Source organism: Verrucomicrobiia bacterium (assembly GCA_019634635.1).
In the GTDB taxonomy this organism is placed as follows: Bacteria; Verrucomicrobiota; Verrucomicrobiia; order Limisphaerales; family UBA9464; genus UBA9464.
Genome location: JAHCBB010000020.1, coordinates 1 through 16,547, shown reverse-complemented (window position 1 = coordinate 16,547; position 16,547 = coordinate 1). Strand labels below are relative to the sequence as shown.

General features: G+C 69.2%; 9 protein-coding genes. 7 read left to right on the top strand and 2 right to left on the bottom strand.

Translation table 11 applies throughout. From position 1 onward, the window contains the following. The first annotated feature begins 27 nt into the window (after window positions 1–27). Genes recC through recD form a run of 3 tightly spaced genes read left to right on the top strand, consistent with a single transcriptional unit; the run spans window position 28 to window position 8,713 of the window. Window positions 28–3,291: an exodeoxyribonuclease V subunit gamma gene (recC, locus tag KF791_13640; GenBank protein ID MBX3733624.1), complete on the top strand. Its 3,264-nt coding sequence runs from the start codon at window positions 28–30 to the stop codon at window positions 3,289–3,291. Then, complete coding sequence (gene recB / locus KF791_13635) at window positions 3,288–6,860, top strand: exodeoxyribonuclease V subunit beta (GenBank protein MBX3733623.1); 3,573 nt, start codon at window positions 3,288–3,290, stop codon at window positions 6,858–6,860. The genes recC and recB overlap by 4 nt, the downstream gene beginning before the upstream one ends. Then, window positions 6,857–8,713: an exodeoxyribonuclease V subunit alpha gene (gene recD / locus KF791_13630; GenBank protein MBX3733622.1), complete on the top strand. Its 1,857-nt coding sequence runs from the start codon at window positions 6,857–6,859 to the stop codon at window positions 8,711–8,713. Before recB ends, recD begins: the two co-directional genes overlap by 4 nt. Before the next feature lie 905 nt (window positions 8,714–9,618). On the opposite strand, the gene leuB is transcribed toward recD, so the two are convergent. Then, window positions 9,619–10,743 (bottom strand): 3-isopropylmalate dehydrogenase, encoded by a 1,125-nt coding sequence (leuB, locus tag KF791_13625; GenBank protein MBX3733621.1) that lies wholly within the window; start codon window positions 10,741–10,743, stop codon window positions 9,619–9,621. A gap of 155 nt (window positions 10,744–10,898) precedes the next feature. Here leuB and KF791_13620 point away from each other — a divergent pair, with 155 nt between their 5' ends. After that, entirely contained in the window at window positions 10,899–12,470 is a 1,572-nt protein-coding gene (locus KF791_13620) for a hypothetical protein (GenBank protein ID MBX3733620.1), read from the top strand. 48 nt (window positions 12,471–12,518) lie between these two features. Here KF791_13620 and KF791_13615 read toward each other — a convergent pair whose 3' ends face one another. Beyond that, window positions 12,519–13,745 (bottom strand): DEAD/DEAH box helicase, encoded by a 1,227-nt coding sequence (locus KF791_13615; protein MBX3733619.1) that lies wholly within the window; start codon window positions 13,743–13,745, stop codon window positions 12,519–12,521. 126 nt (window positions 13,746–13,871) lie between these two features. On the opposite strand from KF791_13615, the gene KF791_13610 reads away from it, so the two are divergent. Genes KF791_13610 through KF791_13600 form a run of 3 tightly spaced genes read left to right on the top strand, consistent with a single transcriptional unit; the run spans window position 13,872 to window position 16,361 of the window. Beyond that, window positions 13,872–14,246: a hypothetical protein gene (locus tag KF791_13610; GenBank protein MBX3733618.1), complete on the top strand. Its 375-nt coding sequence runs from the start codon at window positions 13,872–13,874 to the stop codon at window positions 14,244–14,246. Window positions 14,247–14,265: 19 nt separating this feature from the next. Beyond that, window positions 14,266–15,648: a radical SAM protein gene (locus tag KF791_13605; GenBank protein MBX3733617.1), complete on the top strand. Its 1,383-nt coding sequence runs from the start codon at window positions 14,266–14,268 to the stop codon at window positions 15,646–15,648. A gap of 50 nt (window positions 15,649–15,698) precedes the next feature. Further along, a complete protein-coding gene (locus tag KF791_13600) occupies window positions 15,699–16,361 on the top strand; it encodes a prolipoprotein diacylglyceryl transferase (GenBank protein MBX3733616.1) in 663 nt (220 codons plus the stop codon). The last annotated feature ends 186 nt before the right edge of the window (window positions 16,362–16,547 follow it).

The window sequence follows — 16,547 nt, the reverse complement described above, 5'->3', positions numbered from 1 at the left end:
GCCCCCGGCAGGCATTCTCCCGCGGTCGTGGGTTCCGAAATCGAAATCGTCTGCAGCAACCGGCTTGAGGATCTCGCCGAACGGCTTGCCGCCGCGATGTCGTCCCCGCGGCAGGGGGATCCGATGGCTCCCGAAATCCTCGTGGTGCAAAGCCGGGGCATGGCCCGCTGGCTCCAACTCGAACTGGCCCGACGCCTCGGCGTGTGTGCCCGGATCCGCTTCCCCTTCCCCAAGGCCTTTCTCCGGGAGCTTGCGCTGCTGGTGGTTCCCGAATGCCGCCCGGACCCCCGATTTGAACCCGACGCCCTGACGTGGCGCGTCTGGGATGCCCTGGTCTGCCTCCGGGACCGCCCGGAATTCGCCGCTCCGGAGCGTTACGCAGGTCCGGATCCCCTGCGCCGCTTCCAATTGGCCCGACGGGTCGCGGGCCTGTTCGACCAGTACCTCGTGTACCGTCCCGACCTGATCGCCGGCTGGGACTCCGGCAGGGACCCGGACTGGCAGCCGGCGCTCTGGCGCGAGGTCCGCGGTCCGGAGGACGGCTGGCCGGAATCCCGGTGGCTCCAGGCGACGGCCGAGGGTCTCCGTGGCGGCGTGCCGCCCGGCCTCCCCGGGCGGGTGTTCCTCTTCGGAATCGCCGCACTGCCACCCGCATATCTCCAGGTCCTCGCCGCCCTTGCCCATCGGGTGCCCGTGATCCTCCACACGCTCCAGCCCACCCGCGAGTACTGGGGCGATCTTGTGTCGCCACATGCTGCCGGACGAGAGCTTCGGCGGGCCGGCGCCGGCCCGGCCACTGCCGACGGGTTGCACCTGCAGACCAGCCCCCGATTGCTGGTATCGCTCGGACGTCAGTCCCAGGCCTTCCATCGCCAGCTCACCGATCTCGGTGCCGGAGGTGGCGACGAGCCGTTCACCGATCCTGGCGACGACACCCTGCTTCACGCCCTCCAGTCCGATTTGATCCACCTGCGGGCCCCGGATCCGCTGGCGTCCTCACGGGCAATCCACCCGGCGGATGCCTCGATCCGAATCCACGCCTGCCACAGTCCGCGTCGCGAGCTCGAAGTGCTCTACGACCAGATCCTGGACGCGATGGACCGGGATCCGGCACTGGAGCCCCGTGACGTGCTGGTGCTGACTCCCGACATCGAGGCGTACGCGCCGCTGATTCATGCCGTGCTGGGCGCCCCGGAATCCGAATCCCGACGTCTCCCCTACACCGTGGCCGATCGCGAGCCCCGCGCGCAAAGCCCGCTGGTCGGAACGTTTCTCCGCCTGCTCCACCTCCCCGACGGCCGCTGCGGACGCTCTGAGATTGAACCGCTGCTCGAAGTGGCCGCCGTCCAGCGCCGGCTCGGATGGAGTCCCGAAAATCTCGCCCGCTGGCAGCAGTGGCTGGTCGCGCTGGGCACCGGATGGGGACTGGACGCCGGACACCGCCGGCGTCTCGGGCTCCCGGCGCTCCCCCAGGGAACGTGGAGCCACGCGCGGGACCGCCTCCTGCTGGGCATGGCCATGGCCGATGGGGACGAGGCGGTGATCGCCGGCGTCAGTCCCTTTCCGGGCGTCGAGGGGGACGGCGTGGACACCGTCGCCGGCGTGGCCCTGCTCGTCGGCGCGCTGGAACGGGGGCTGGAGCTCCGGGACCGTATGCTGCCGCTTTCGGGTTGGGAGCGCGAGCTGATGCATCTCTTCGACGCGTTTCTCCTTCCGGATGCGGCCGAGCTTGAGGATGCCCGATGGATCCGGGAGACCCTCTCGCGCCTCTCTCGTGTGGCGGCCGAGGCCGGGGTGACGAGCGAGGTCCCGTTCGCGGCCGTGCGCGACCAGCTCCAGGTCTGGCTTGCAGAAGAAGGCAGCGCCGGCGGATTCCTGCGCGGCGGCATCACCTTCGCGGCGCTCAAGCCGCTGCGCAGCATTCCCGCACGGTTCCTGGCGGTGCTGGGCCTCAACGACGCCGCCTTTCCCCGCCGTCCGGTGCCCGCCGAGTTCGACCGCATCGCCGCCGATCCACGACCGGGGGATGAAGCCCGCGAAGCCGACGACCGCCACCTCTTCCTCGAGACGCTGTTGTCCGCACGCGACCGGCTGCACCTCAGCTACCTGGGACAGTCCCCGAACGACAACACACCGATCCCGCCCTCAGTGGTCGTCTCGGAGGTTCTGGATCACCTCGCCGACCGGGTGGAAGGCGGTGCCGGCCGGGTGACCGATGCCATCGTGGTCCGCCACCCCCTGCAGGCCTTCAGTCGGGTCTATTTCACTTCCGACGCAGACCCGCGCCTTTTCAGTTACTCGGCAGAAAACGCCAGGGCCGCTGCCGCCGCACAGCAACCCGCCCCCGAGCCGCCGATGGCGCGGTCGGCCGCGTCCGATGGCCTGCCGCCGCGCGAGGCCGTGACCGATGTCGTCGAATTGGACGCCCTGGTCCGGTTCCTGAAGAACCCGGCCAGGCACTTCCTGGAACAACGCCTCGGCCTCCGCCTGCCCCGGGCGGGTTCGGTGGTCGAGGACCGGGAGCGATTCATCCTGGACGGACTCGCCGGCTTCCAGTTGAAGCAGCAATGGCTGGATCGCCTGCAGGCGGGCGGCGCGTCCCAGGCGCTTCAAGCGCGGCAGCTCGCCAACGGGGACCTTCCCCTCGGACCCGCCGGCCCAATGACCGCCAGGGAGCTTGAGGCCGTTGCCGGGAAGCTGTTTGCCGTCCTCCCTCCGGAGGAGCGGCAACCCCTGCCGCCGGTCCCAATCGGGATTCCCATCGGCAACGTCCGACTGCAAGGCCGCATCGGGGGCCTGACTCCGGTGGGTCCGCTGACACTCAAACCGGCGGCGTTCAAGGCGGCCGACCTTTTGGAACTTTGGGTGCGGCTGCTCGCCCTGGCCGCTCACGGCTGGCAGGACGGGATGTTTCGCGGACGTCTGATCGCCTGCCACCAGGAGGATCCGGAGCTCCATCAGCTGTCCGTGCCCTCAGATCCCATCGAACGGCTGACGGACCTGCTCGCCCTGTATGCCATCGGCGACCGGCGTCCGCTCCCCTTCTTTCCCAGGGCCGCCGGCGAGCTGACGCGCCCCCAGGGTTCCCAGACGCGATCCTCCGGACCGGACCGCGCGCTGCAGGCATGGACCGGAGGCGAAAATGGCGGTGCTTCCGGCGAATCCAGCGATGCCCATTTCGATTGGTGCTTCGGACACCTCCAGCCGCATCCGTTGGACGACGAGTTCGCCACGCTGGCGGCGCGGGTATTCGAGCCCATCTGGGCCCGGTGGGAGAAGCGCAAGTCATGAAGGTCTCGCCCCAACCCTTCGATCTGGCCACCACGCCGCTGATCCCGGGGGTGACCCTGCTGGAGGCGAGCGCCGGCACGGGCAAAACCTACGCCCTGGCCGGCATTTACTTGAGACTCCTCCTGGAGACCGACCTCGGGGTGGATCGCATCCTCGTCGTGACATTCACCGAGGCCGCCACCGCCGAGCTGCGCGGGCGCATCCGCGGACGCCTGACCGAGGCCCGCCAGGTGCTCCGCGCCGGGACCTCATCCGATCCGACGCTGGAGGCCGCCCTGTTGTCCGGCACCGCATCGGATCAAGCCCGCCGGTTGCAGCGACTGGAACTTGCGCTGGAGGGTTTCGATGCCGCGGCGGTCTTCACCATCCATGGCTTCTGCCAGCGCGTGCTGCGGGAACAGCCCTTCAGGACGCGAGCCCGCCTCGATGCCGTGCTGGAGCCCGACATGGACGCCCTCATTCAGGAGGCGGCGGACAACTTCTGGCGCCGCCAGTTCTACGAACAACCCGCGACCCGCCTCCTGATGGCGTGCCATGCCGGTCTCACTCCGGAGTCCCTCGCCGCCCTGCTCCGGCGTCACCTGGGCCAGGCGGAGCCCCGCGTGTTGCCTGTGGCGGATGGGCAGTTGCCGGACGCTGTGTTGTCGGCGGCGGACGACGCGCTGTCCCGGGCACTCGACCTCTGGCGGACCGACCGCGACGCCATCACGGCACACTTCGGGAATGAGGGAGGCTCCTGGGGCAACGCGCCCTACAACAACAGCACCAGGATGGAGCCCCTCTGGGCGGCGCTTGATGCGTTGTCCGAAGACCTCGGGACCCCCGCGGGCCTGGACGCCATCGGGATGCTGTCCGCGGAATCCCTCGAAGGCAAAAGTTACAAGAGATCCAGGCAACCGGTCCCGTCCCATCCGTTCTTCGAGGCATGCACCCGGGTCATGGCCGCCGTGCGCAATTCCGGCGCCGCATGGCGTTGCGAGTTGCTCGCCACCGCGCCGCGCGAGCTGTCCCGTCTGAAGGAGCGCGCGGGATTGATGGGATTCGACGACTTGTTGCACCAGGTGGCGGCGGCGCTGCGCGGTCCGGATGGCACCGCCCTCGCCCATGCGCTGCGCCGCCGGTACGGGGCGGCCCTGATTGACGAGTTCCAGGACACCGACCCGCTGCAATGGGACATCTTCGAGCGGGCGTTCGCGACCCCCGACATGCACGTGTATCTGGTCGGCGATCCCAAGCAGGCGATCTACAGCTTCCGCGGGGCGGACGTGTTCGCCTACCTGCGGGCGCGGGACCACGCGGACCGCTGCTTCACGCTGGGGATGAACTGGCGGTCCAGCTCCTGCCTGGTGTCCGCGATCAACCACCTTTTCGGCCGGCACGAGTGCCCGTTTGTCCTTCCGGAAATCCGGTTCCATCCGGTGACGGCAGCCGGCAGGGCCGACGAGGAGCCGTTGACGATCGGGGGCCGGGCGGAGGCGGCGCTGGAGCTGTGGTGGTGGGATGATCGGGAGCAGGGCATCACCCGGGGGGAGGACAGAGCGCGACACCTGGCCGCGGCCACGGCGTCAGCGATCGCCCGGATGCTTTCCGCGGACACCCGCATCGGCTCACGCCGGCTCGCGCCGGGCGACATTGCCGTGCTGGTGGACCGGCATGCGGAGGCGCGGGCCATCGCCGCGGCGCTGGCCCTCCGGCGGATTCCCAGCGTGCGCCAGACCCAGGAGAGCGTCTTCGCGACGCGGGAAGCCGCCGACCTGCAGGTGCTGCTCGAAGGCCTGATTGACGGAGCCTCCGATGCACAACGAAAGGCCGCGCTGATGACGCAACTTGCCGGTGTGGCCACCCGGGAACTGGCGAACGCCCGGGAGGAGGGCACCGCATGGGAGGTGTGGCGGGAGCGCCTTGCCGCATGGAGTGATACCTGGCGACGTCAGGGCGTCCTGCCGCTCGTCGAGACGGTGATGCGGGAACGGGACACCCGTCGCCGGCTGCTTGCGGGCCCCGACGGCGAACGGCGCCTCACCAATTACCTCCATCTTGGCGAACGCCTTCAGGAGGTCGCCAGCAGCGGACTCGAAGCGCCTCGATCCCTCGCGACCTGGCTTTCCCGCCACCGCGCCCAGGCCGCGGAGCAGCGGAACAGTCCCGAGGAAAATCTGCTCCGCCTGGAGCGCGACGCGGATGCCGTCCAGTTGGTCACCATCCATCGCAGCAAGGGCCTCGAATATCCGTTGGTGTTCTGTCCCTTCCCCGGGCGATCCGTCTCCGACCGGGGTGCCACCGCCCTTTTCCACGATCCGGCGAACGACCACCAACTGCACCACGACGTGGGCACACCGGATCTGGAGGCGCACCTCGGTTCGGCGGCTGGAGAACAGTTCGCCGAGAATGTGCGCCTGCTGTACGTCGCCCTCACCCGCGCCCGTCACCGCTGCGTGGTCGTCTGGTCCCTCGGCAAGGATGTCGAAAAGCGCGCCCTGAGCTGGCTCCTCCATCCGCCGGCGGGCGCGGACTGCCTTGATGCCACCGGCGCCCTGGAGGCTCTCCGTGCATCGCTCAAGGACCTGCCCGCTGACACCCTTCGGTCGGTGCTGGAGCAGGTTCAGAGCTCTCAGATCTGCGTTCGCCCGCTCCCCGAGCCCGACGACCGGCCGTGGACGCCCCCCGACGCCGGGCCGACCGCGCCTTCAGCCAGAACCTTCCACGGCGTGATTCGACGGGACTGGGGTTCGGCGAGCTTTAGCGCGCTGGTCCACGGCGTCGCAGTGGATCGCGCGGATGCGGACGAAGCGTCGCCCGGCGACCCTGCGGTGCCGGAGACGCCGGACCCCTCACTGCTGCCCGAATTTCGTGGAATCGCCGCGGGCATCTGTCTCCACGAGATCCTGGAAGATCCGGATTCGACCTCCCCGGATCCCGCGACGCGGTTGTGTCTGGTCGAGGAACGGCTCAAGGCCAACGGCTTCGACCCGGCGGCGATCGGCCCGCGGCTGGAGGCGCGCGTGAACGTCCTGACGAATGCGCCACTGTTTGACGCCATTGCATTGGCCGGGGTGCCGGCAGCGGATTGCCTTCGGGAAATGGAGTTTGCGCTCCCGCTGAAGCACGCATCGCCCCGGGCGATCGCCGCCGCCCTCGCCGGAGGACCGCACGGCGTGCTTGGCCCCCGTCTCGCCGCTTCGATGGAGCGACTGACCTTTCCCGACATCCGCGGCATCCTGGGAGGCTTCGTGGATCTGATCGTCCGGGCCGCCGGGCGATGGTGGCTGGTGGACTGGAAATCCAACTGGCTGGGCGCCACTCCGGAATCCTATCGGCCGGAGCGTCTGGAACAGGCCATGCTTTCGGAGCACTACGCCCTCCAATACCACCTCTACCTGCTGGCCCTGCACCGTCTGCTCCGAAACCGGATCCCGGGCTACGACTACGACCGTGACTTCGGCGGCGTGCGCTACGTGTTTTTCCGCGGGGTCTCGCCGGGAAGCCCCGGATCCGGCGTCTTTGCCGATCGCCCGGCAGGGGAACTCCTTTACCGGCTCGACGCGACGCTCCTGGAGGCCCTGCCATGAGGACCTCTACCGTGGACACCCTGCTCGCCGCACCGCCGTTCGCTGGACTCGATGCGGCGTTCGCCGACCTCATGGTCCGCCTGGCCGGGGAGGCATCCCCGGAACTGCGCCTGGCCGCCGCGCTGGTGAGCCGGCGCCGCGACGAGGGCCATGTCTGTCTTGATCTGGACGCCCTCGAGGGGACGACCTTGTCGAATGACACCGGATTTCAACTGGCCCCGCCGCCCATCGAACCGTGGATCGAACGGCTCCGGCGTGCCCCCGCCGTCCTTGGCGGGCCGGGCGACGCCCGCCCGCTGATCTTGGACGGCCGTCGCCTCTACCTGCGGCGATACTGGGACTACGAGCAACGCCTCGCCGGGGCGCTGCTGCAACGGGCCGGTGATCCGATCCCGATCGGCGACACCCCTCCCGCCCCGGAACTTCGCGAAATTCTGGATGCCCTGTTCCCGCCGCGACGCGGAGCCGGACCGGACCTGCAGCGGCTCGCGTCGCTGCTGGCGTTGCGCCACCGCCTCACGGTCATTCTGGGCGGCCCGGGAACCGGCAAGACCCGGACCGTGGTCCGTGCCCTGTCGTTGCTGCTGGCCACCGGCACTCCCCTGCCCCGCATCGCCATCACCGCCCCCACCGGCAAGGCGGTGGCCCGCCTTCAGGAGACGATCCGAAACGCGTCGGCCGAGGCCGCGGCAGGCACCCACGCGATCCCGCTCGCCGCCCTCGCCGCGGAAGCCCAAACCCTGCACCGGCTCCTGAAAATACTGCCGGGCACCGGCCATGCCCGGATGCATGCCGCGAATCCGTTGTCCGCCGACGTGGTCGTCGTGGACGAGGCCAGCATGGTGGACCTTGCTCTGATGTCGAAGCTGCTGGCCGCGCTGCAACCCACTGCACGGCTGATCCTCCTGGGCGACCGCAACCAGCTCGCCGCCGTTGAGGCGGGCAGCGTGCTTGCCGACCTCGCCGCGGGCGCCACCGGCACGGGATGGCCCCGGGAGATTGCAGCGGCCTTTGAGACCACTGGCGGTGGCCCGTTGCCCATCCTGAACACGCCGGCCAGTGCCCTGGACGGCTGCTGTGTCGAGCTCCGCGAGAATCATCGGTTCGGACGCCACAGCGCCATCCATCGCGCCAGCGAGGCGATCCACAGGGGCGACGCCGTGGCGGCGCTGCAGGCCCTCAGGCCCGGGGACGATCGAGAGGCGTCCGCACCGGGGCACGCATGTCACCGGACACTTCCGTATCGCGAGGCTCTTACCGAGGCGTTGAGGCCCATCGTCCTGGACGGCTTCGACACCGCCATCGGGCAGGGCGGTCCGGCGGCGGCATTGGCCGCGGCCGACCGGTTCCGGATTCTCGCGGCGGTACGGATGGGGCCGTACGGCGTGGCCGCCATGAACGCGCTCGCGGAAGGCATTCTGCGCGATGCCGGGCGCATCGGGCCAGGCTCCTGGTATGCCGGACGCCCGATACTGGTCACCACCAACGATCCCGAACTGGCGTTGTTCAATGGCGATCTTGGGGTCGTCCTGCCCGGTGCCGACGGGCGTCCGGGCGCCTGGTTTTCCGGGCCGTCGGGGATTCCGCGCTGCGTTGCCCCTTCACGCCTGCCTCCGCACGAGACCGCCCATGCCCTGACGATTCACAAGAGCCAGGGATCCGAATTTGAGTCCGTGCTGATCGTGCTGCCGGACCGCGACGCACCCATCCTGACCCGCGAGCTGGTGTACACCGCCCTCACGCGTGCACGTCACCGCGCGGAATTGTGGGCGCCGGAATCCCTGCTCCAGAAGGCCATCGCCCGCCGCACCCACCGCGCCTCCGGACTCCGCGACCGCCTGCGGAAAGCGTGAGGTCCCCACCCATTGGTAGGGGCGTGTTCCACCGCGACCCACTTCAACTCCGCTGCGCCCGGGAAGAACCTTCCTGGGATCGCGGGAAGCCCCCCCCGCTGGAGCTTCCCCCGTTCCCCGCAACGTCCCCCACACGCCCGGCGGCAGAAGTCACGGACTCGGTGGAACGTGTCCCTACCACACCTATTGACCTGCCCCTCTGTCGGGGCCACCGGTGGGGCAAGGCTCCCGCCGCGCCGTACGCGAAGCCGAAACCCAACCTGGCGGCGACTCCCCGCGCGCACGGCTCGCCGGAGGTTCGCCCATCAGCGGTGGCCACCGATGGCCTGTCCCTCTCTCGCTCCGCTTCAACTCCGCTGCGCCCGGGAAGAACCTTCCTGGGATCGCGGGAAGCCCCCCCCCGGTGGAGCTTCCCCCGTTCCCCGCAACGTCCCCACACGCCCGGCGGCAGAAGTCACGGACTCGGTGGAACGTGTCCCTACCACACCTATTGACCTGCCCCTCTGTCGGGGCCACCGGTGGGGCAAGGCTCCCGCCGCGCCGTACCCGAAACGACAACCCAACCTTGTGGCGACTCCCCGCACGCACGGCTCGCCGGAGGTTCGCCCATCAGCGGTGGGCACCGATGACCTGTCCCTCTGTCGCTCCGCTTCAACTCCGCTGCGCCCGGGAAGAACCTTCCTGGGATCGCGGGAAGCCCCCCCGCTGGAGCTTCCCCCGTTCCCCGCAACGTCCCCCACACGCCCGGCGGCAGAAGTCACGGACTCGGTGGAACGTGTCCCTACCACACCTATTGACCTGCCCCTCGGTCGGGGCCACCGGTGGGGCAAGGCTCCCGCCGCGCCGTACCCGAAACGACAACCCAACCTGGTGGCGACTCCCCGCGCGCACCCTTCGGTGCCGGCTCAGACGCCACCGGTCGCGACCGCAGCCGCGATGGCATCACCCATCTCGCGCGTGCCTACCCGCCGGGCACCGGGATCTGCCGGATTGTGGATGTCGCCGGTGCGCAGTCCGGAGGCGATGACCTGCTGGACGGCGGCTTCGATCGCCCGGGCGGCAGGATCGAGTCCGAAGCTGTGCCGGAGCATCAGTGCGGCGGAAAGGACCTGGGCGATTGGATTCGCCAGGTCGCGGCCGGCGATGTCGGGCGCAGTGCCGCCAGCCGGCTCGTAGAGACCGAACACGCGTCCGCCGCTCGTGTCACCCAGGCTGGCGCTGGGCAACATGCCCAGCGATCCCGCAAGCGCCGCGGCCTCATCGGAAAGAATGTCGCCGAAGAGGTTCTCGCACAGCATCACGTCAAACTGCGTCGGCCGCAGGATCAATTGCATGGCCGCGTTGTCCACGAAGAGGTGTTCGAGACAGACGTCAGGAAACTCCCCGGCGATGCGGCTCACCACCTCCCTCCACAGGATGCCGTTTTCGAGCACGTTCGCCTTGTCAATGCTCGTGACCTTGCGGCGCCGTTGCCGGGCGGTGGCAAACGCCACCCGGGCGATGCGCTCAATCTCAGGGGTCGTGTACACCATGGTGTCCACGGCGCGTTGGCCGGTCCCGGTCGCTTCCGTGTGCTTGGGGGTACCGAAGTACAGCCCCCCGGTAAGCTCGCGCACCACCAGCAGGTCAATGCCGTCGCCCTGACGCTCCGGACGCAGCGGACAGGCATGGGCCAGCTCCCGGGGGAGCCGGACGGGCCGAAGATTGGCAAACAGGCGGAACTCCTTGCGCAGCCGCAGCAGGGCCGCGCGCTCGGGCCGTTGCTCCTTCGGCACGGTGGGATCCCGGTCGGGAAGGCCCACGGAGCCGAACAGGATGGCGTCGGAACGGCGGCACAGCCCGAGGGTGTCGGGCGGCAGCGCGTCTCCGGCGGCGTCAATGCCCGCCCAGCCCACCGGCGCCTCGGTGACCTGTAGGGTCAGATGAAACCGCCCGGCCGCGGCGCGAAGGACCTTCAGCGCCTCGCGCATCACCTCCGGCCCGATGCCATCCCCAGCCAGGGCGGCAATGCTCAACGATGGGGAACTCATTTGCAGCACGCGGAGGTTGGAAAAGGCCCCCGGCTGATGAAAGCGGATTCTCCAGGCACCCGCATGTCGCACCCCGGTGAACGCAGACAACTGCACCGCGGGCGCGGTTGGACCCTCCGCTCGACAGGCCGTCCGGATTCTGGTAGCCGCAAATCATGGTCTGCCGGTTGCTCCTCGCCGTCCTGGCGGGTCTGCTGGGTGTCGCGGCATTGCGTGCGGCCGCCCCCGGGGAGGCGGGGATGCGCCTGCGTGCGCTCTTGCGGATGCCGGAAATCCAGATCGAGGTCGAGTTCGGCCTGGACAACCGGCAGGGACTGGACGCCTGGGATCCGGTGACCGATCCCGCCGCCGAGGCACGCCGCCTGGAAGGGTTGCTCCGCGGGGACGAGGCGGATGCGATGCTCCTCGACCGCATCGCCGACCTGCAGTCGAAGGCGGGACTGACGGCGCCGGCATCTGAATCCCGGCAACGGGCGATCCGGCGGTGTCGTGATGCGGTCGCCATTCACCCCGAGGATCCGCAGCGGCTTGCCCGGCTGGGTTGGGTGGTGAGCCCTGAGGACGCCGTCGAGGCCGAACAACTGTTGCGCCTGGCGGCCAGCCGCGCGCCCGGGGATCCGTTCTGCCAGCGAATGCTTGGGCGCTGGCTGACCCAGCGGGCGCTCTTTGCAGCTGCGGCGATTCCCCGCGAGGCATCGCCGGCCCATCGCGAGGCGCTTCAGGCCGATGCCCGAAGAACGATTCCGGAAGCGCGGGCGGCCTTGGACCGGGCGGTGGAATCCGCCCCGGAGAATCTGGAGGCGCGGGTGGATCGCATGCTGTTCCACTGGTTCCGTTCGCTCGGCATGCTGGGCGGGGAGGAAACGGACATCGCCGGCGACACCCCGGGATTCGACGTGACGGTGATGCGCGGTTACGTGCTGCCGGATCTTCGCAAAGCCCGCCAGGTGGCCCCCGACGACTTCCGGATCCTCGCGCTGCGGACCTGGGTGCTGGCGTTGTGCACCCGGATGGAGTCCGGCCTGGAATCAGGAAGTCTCGTTGAGGTCTCCCGCCACGACGTCGTGGAGGGCATCGCGTCCCTGGAGGCGCTCGCCGCATCGTCCCGGGAATTCGCGCGCGAGGCGGCCATCCGGGAGGCGGTTGCGGCGCTCCAGTTGGTCCTGCTGGAGGACCATGCCGCCGCGGCCGTCAGCGCCGCGAGAGCCCTCGAACTCCAACCCACGAGACGAAAGGCTTGGGCGATCCGCGCAGCGGCGTTGCGGGGAGCCGGGAGAGAGGAGGAATTGACGCAGTTCCTCGAGTCCACCCTGCAACGCACCAATTCGGCAACGGTCCGATTGATCCTGGCCAAGGTGGCGTATCGGGAGGGAAGGACCGCCACGGCCCGGGAACAGGTGGACACCACCCTGCGCCTGGCCCCGGATGACCTCCGGGCACGCGCCTTTGATCTGACGCTCCGATTGCGCGAGACCACGGAACCGGGCGGCGTGGATGCGGTCGGGATGGCGCTGCAGGGGTGTCTGGAAAAACTGTCCTCTTGGGAACCGGCCTCGGATCGCCCCGCGCTCTTCGAGCATCTTGGGGTGACCGCGGCGGCCTGCTACGCCCTGGCCGGAGACTGGGGTCGGGCCCGGGAGTTTCTGGCGCAGGTCCGCACGCAGTTTCCGGAGAGCGAGTACGTGAGCGAAGTCGCCGCCGTTCTCGAGTCGGGACCCGACGGGTAGGCCGGGAATGGGCCGGCCGCGGAAACGTCGGACCGGCAACGGGACCCTTCAGCGTCGTCGTTTGGGACGGAATGTGCGTCCGCTCCGGTTGAACACCCCAAGCACCTTTTTCGTGGGCCGCGGTTTGCCGGCCTCGGTGAAGAGCACGGATTTCTCGTAGGCAAAGCCGTCCAGCATCGTCTGCTCGATCCGGCGTCCGATGAACCGTTCGATGTCGGCGACATGCCGGCGGTCGGCGACGCACATGAGGGTGAAGGCATCGCCGGTGGTATTGGCGCGGCCGGTGCGGCCGATGCGATGCACGTAGTCCTCGGGGTGGGTCGGGACATCGTAATTGATCACATGGCTCACATCGGCGACGTCGAGTCCGCGTGCGGCGATGTCGGTCGCGACCAGCACGTCGAAGCGGCCGTCCCGGAATCCTTTCAGGGCGTCCTCGCGCTCCCGCTGGGTGCGGTCGGAGTGCAGGATGGCGACCGCATGGTTGTGCTTGCGCAGGAAGGTGCCGATCCGGTCGGCCCGATGCCGGGTGCGGCAGAAGATGATCACCGAATCCCAGTTCATCTGGTCGAGCAGGGAAAGGAGGAGCTCGGACTTCTGCTCGTCCTCGACCGGGTAGATGACGTGCTTGACGGTCTCCGCAGGGGACCGGCGGGAACCGATCTCCACCACCTCGGGCTCGCGCATGGCCCAGCGGATCAGCGAGGCGATATCCGGGGGGACGGTTGCTGAAAACAGGCAGGTCTGGCGGGTTTTCGGGACGCGCTCGACGATCCGGCGCACGTCCGGGAGGAACCCCATGTCCAGCATGCGGTCCGCCTCGTCGAGGACGAGGTACTCGACGCGGTCCAACCGGGCGGCGCCCCGCTGCATGTGGTCCAGCAGGCGCCCGGGGGTGGCGACCAGCACATCAATGCCGCGGCGCAGGTCATCGGTCTGCGCCCCGTAGCCGACGCCGCCATAGACCAGGCCGATCTGCAGGTCGGTGAAGCGCGACAGGTCCCGAAACGAAGTCTCCACCTGGGCGGCGAGCTCCCGGGTGGGCTCCAGCACCAGCACGCGCGGGCCGGCGGCGGCGTGGGCGCCCAGGCGGGAAAGGATCGGCAGCGCGAACGCGGCGGTCTTGCCGGTGCCGGTCTGGGCGCTCCCGATCACATCGCGGCCCTCCAGAATCAACGGAATCGCCCGCAATTGGATCGGCGTGGGATCGGTGTAGCCCATGGCCCGGACCCCTTCGACAATCGGGGCCGCCAGCCCCAGCTTGGTAAACGCCATCGGGCGGCACTCTACCTGCAGCCGGGCGTTGGGGGAACCGGATTCTGAACCGGGGGCGCGCTGCGCGCGAGTTCCCGGTTGCTGGAGGCGCCGTTTCCGGATGGACTCCGGCGATCTCGCGCCGCCATGGATCCAACCGGAACACCTCCCGAGCCTGCGCCGCTGCCGCCGTCTTCGCCTCAGCCCCCAGCCCCAACCCCAGCCCCGGACCCGGGCCTTCCAGCGAGGTCCCCGTGGCCCTGGTATCTGGCGACGGGGCTGATTCTGCTGCCGGGGCTGCTCGGGCTCACCGGCAACGCCGATGCCGCCGCCGTGGGCGCGTTGCTCATCGCCCCGGTTGGCGCGCTCATCTCGGGCATTGTGCTGGGGATCCGCGTGGGCAGGTCCGCCGGCACCCGGGTGCTCTGGTCCGGCCTGTTCTTCGGCTGCTGCTTGATCGCCAGCGAATCGGTGGCGGCCGCGGGATGCGCCGTCGGCAATCCCAGGTTCAATTTCCACTGAACCTGGAAACGGCGCCGCCATGCCGACCCTTGCCTTTCGTCCGCGCACGGAACTGCTGAAGCGGACGACCACCCGGTGCCCAGTTTGCCGCAACGCCGTGCCGGGCGAGGTGTGGCGTGAGGGCGTGGCTCCCGGACGCGTGGTCTTGCGGCGGACGTGTCCGCAGCATGGCGCCTTCGAGGCCACGCTGGCCTCGGATGCCCGGTTCTACTGGATGGCCAGGGGAAACGCCTGCAATGACGCCACGGGATGCTGTACCCCCGCCGGCGGGTCCGACGCCGGGGGGACGCTCGGACGCAACGCCGCCGGACGCCAGGACGGACCGTTCGAGTCGCTCAGCACCTGCCTGGCGCTGATCGAGATCGTGAACTCCTGCAATCTGGCCTGCCCGACCTGCTATGCGGCGTCGCCGGTTGGCGCCGGGCCGGCGGTGGACGCCGTGCCGTTGGCCGACCTCCGGCGACGCATCGAGGGCGTGATCGCCCGGAAGGGAGGCATCGAGATCCTCCAACTGAGCGGGGGCGAACCGACGCTGCATCCGCAGTTCTTCGAGCTGCTCGAATGGGCCCAGGGACACGACCGGATTGATTTTGTCCTGATCAACACCAACGGCGTGCGGCTCGCGCAGGATCCGGAGTTTGCCGCGCACCTCGCACGGGCCGCGGCGCGGAAGGGGCTGCAGTTGTACCTCCAATTTGACGGCGTGCAGGCCGCCGGTCAGCGGCGTTTGCGCGGCGCAGATCTGAGGTCCGTCCGCGAGGAGGCGCTGGAGGTCTGCGGGCGGATCGGCCTGCCGGTCACCCTCGCCTTCACCGTGACGCCTGAAAACCTCGGACACCTGTGGGAGGCCATCGCTTTCGGATTGGAGCGTCCGCACGTGCACGGCATCAGTTTCCAGCCCTTGTTCCAGAGCGGCCGCCTGCCATCCGGAACCCCCGCCGGCTGTGTTCCCCGGAGCCTCAACGTTGCGGATGTGCTGCGCGCCGCCGTGGACCAGAGCGCGGACCGGCTTCAATTCGAGGACTTCACGCCATTGCCCTGCGGGGATCCCAATTGTGCCACCATCGGCTACCTGCTGCGCCTCGGTGGCCGGGTGCATTCGGTGAGCGAGTTCCTGAATTTCTCGGAACTTCAGGGATTCCTGAAGGACAAGTTGAACTACCGCCTGGAGGATCTGGTGCGCTGCGGCTGTGAGACCGAGCCGCTCGGCGCCCTGTTGCACCAGCTGGAACTGAAGGCCAGCGTGGCGTTCCGCATCCTGGTCAAGCCATTCATGGACGCCTGGACCTGGGATCAGGACCGCATTGACCGCTGCTGCACTCATGTGATCCGACCGGACGGACGGCTCGACTCGTTCTGCCGGTACTATTCCGGCTTCCCCGACACCCGTCCGGCGCCGTGAGCCCGCCCGCCCCCGGCGTGGCGGCATCCCAGCCGCCGTACTACAGCGGGCTGCTCCTGGCCGGCCTTGCGGTGAGCCTGGTGTTCTGGATCCGCCTGGCGCGGCGCGACCGCCGGCTGCTTTGGATCTGGCTGGCCGCCCTGCTGGGCGCCTTTGTCGGGGCCAAGGGGATGTATCTGATTGCCGAGGGCTGGCGTGATTGGGGACATCCCGACGCCTGGCAGCGGCTGGCGGCGGGCAAGTCGGTGCTGGGTGCGCTGCTCGGGGGCTATGCGGCGGTGGAGTTGGCCAAGCAGCGGCTCGGATACCCGGGCGCCACCGGGGACCGATTCGCCGTGATCGTGCCGTTGGGCCTCGCGTTGGGGCGTCTCGGATGCTGGCTGAACGGATGCTGCCCGGGCCGGGTGTGCGACTCCCCACGCTGGTGGACGCTTCCGGACGCGCACGGCATCGTCCGCTGGCCGGCGGTTCCGGTCGAATTCGGATTCAACGTTGCCGCCCTGGTGGTGCTCGCGGTTCTGCGGCGCCGGGGACAGTTCCCGGGGAACCTGTTCCATCTCTATCTCATCGCCTACGGACTGTTCCGGTTCGCCCACGAATTCCTCCGCGACACCCCGAATCTCATCGGTCCCTTCAGCGGTTATGCCCTGGCCGCCCTGGCTGTCGCCGCTCTGGGAGCCATCCGCTTCTGGCAAAGAACGAGGGGAGAATGATCCGCTCAGCGAGTGCGATTATCTCGCCTTCCCTTGGTAGGGGCGTGTTCCACCGCGACCCACTTCGATTCCGCTGCGTTCGTGCACAAGCGATCGGGAACGCGGGAAGTGCCAGGCGGCAGAGCCTCCCCACGATCCCCGCAGCCCCTCAACACGCGCAGCGGAAGGAGTCACGGACGTGCGGGA

What these genes read in the sequence shown, in the direction of transcription:
- recB (MBX3733623.1), top strand. Translation starts at nt 3,288, where the DNA reads ATGAAGGTCTCGCCCCAACCCTTCGATCTGGCCACCACGCCGCTGATC.
- leuB (MBX3733621.1), bottom strand. Translation starts at nt 10,743, where the DNA reads ATGAGTTCCCCATCGTTGAGCATTGCCGCCCTGGCTGGGGATGGCATC.
- KF791_13610 (MBX3733618.1), top strand. Translation starts at nt 13,872, where the DNA reads ATGGATCCAACCGGAACACCTCCCGAGCCTGCGCCGCTGCCGCCGTCT.
- KF791_13615 (MBX3733619.1), bottom strand. Translation starts at nt 13,745, where the DNA reads ATGGCGTTTACCAAGCTGGGGCTGGCGGCCCCGATTGTCGAAGGGGTC.
- KF791_13605 (MBX3733617.1), top strand. Translation starts at nt 14,266, where the DNA reads ATGCCGACCCTTGCCTTTCGTCCGCGCACGGAACTGCTGAAGCGGACG.
- KF791_13620 (MBX3733620.1), top strand. Translation starts at nt 10,899, where the DNA reads ATGGTCTGCCGGTTGCTCCTCGCCGTCCTGGCGGGTCTGCTGGGTGTC.
- recD (MBX3733622.1), top strand. Translation starts at nt 6,857, where the DNA reads ATGAGGACCTCTACCGTGGACACCCTGCTCGCCGCACCGCCGTTCGCT.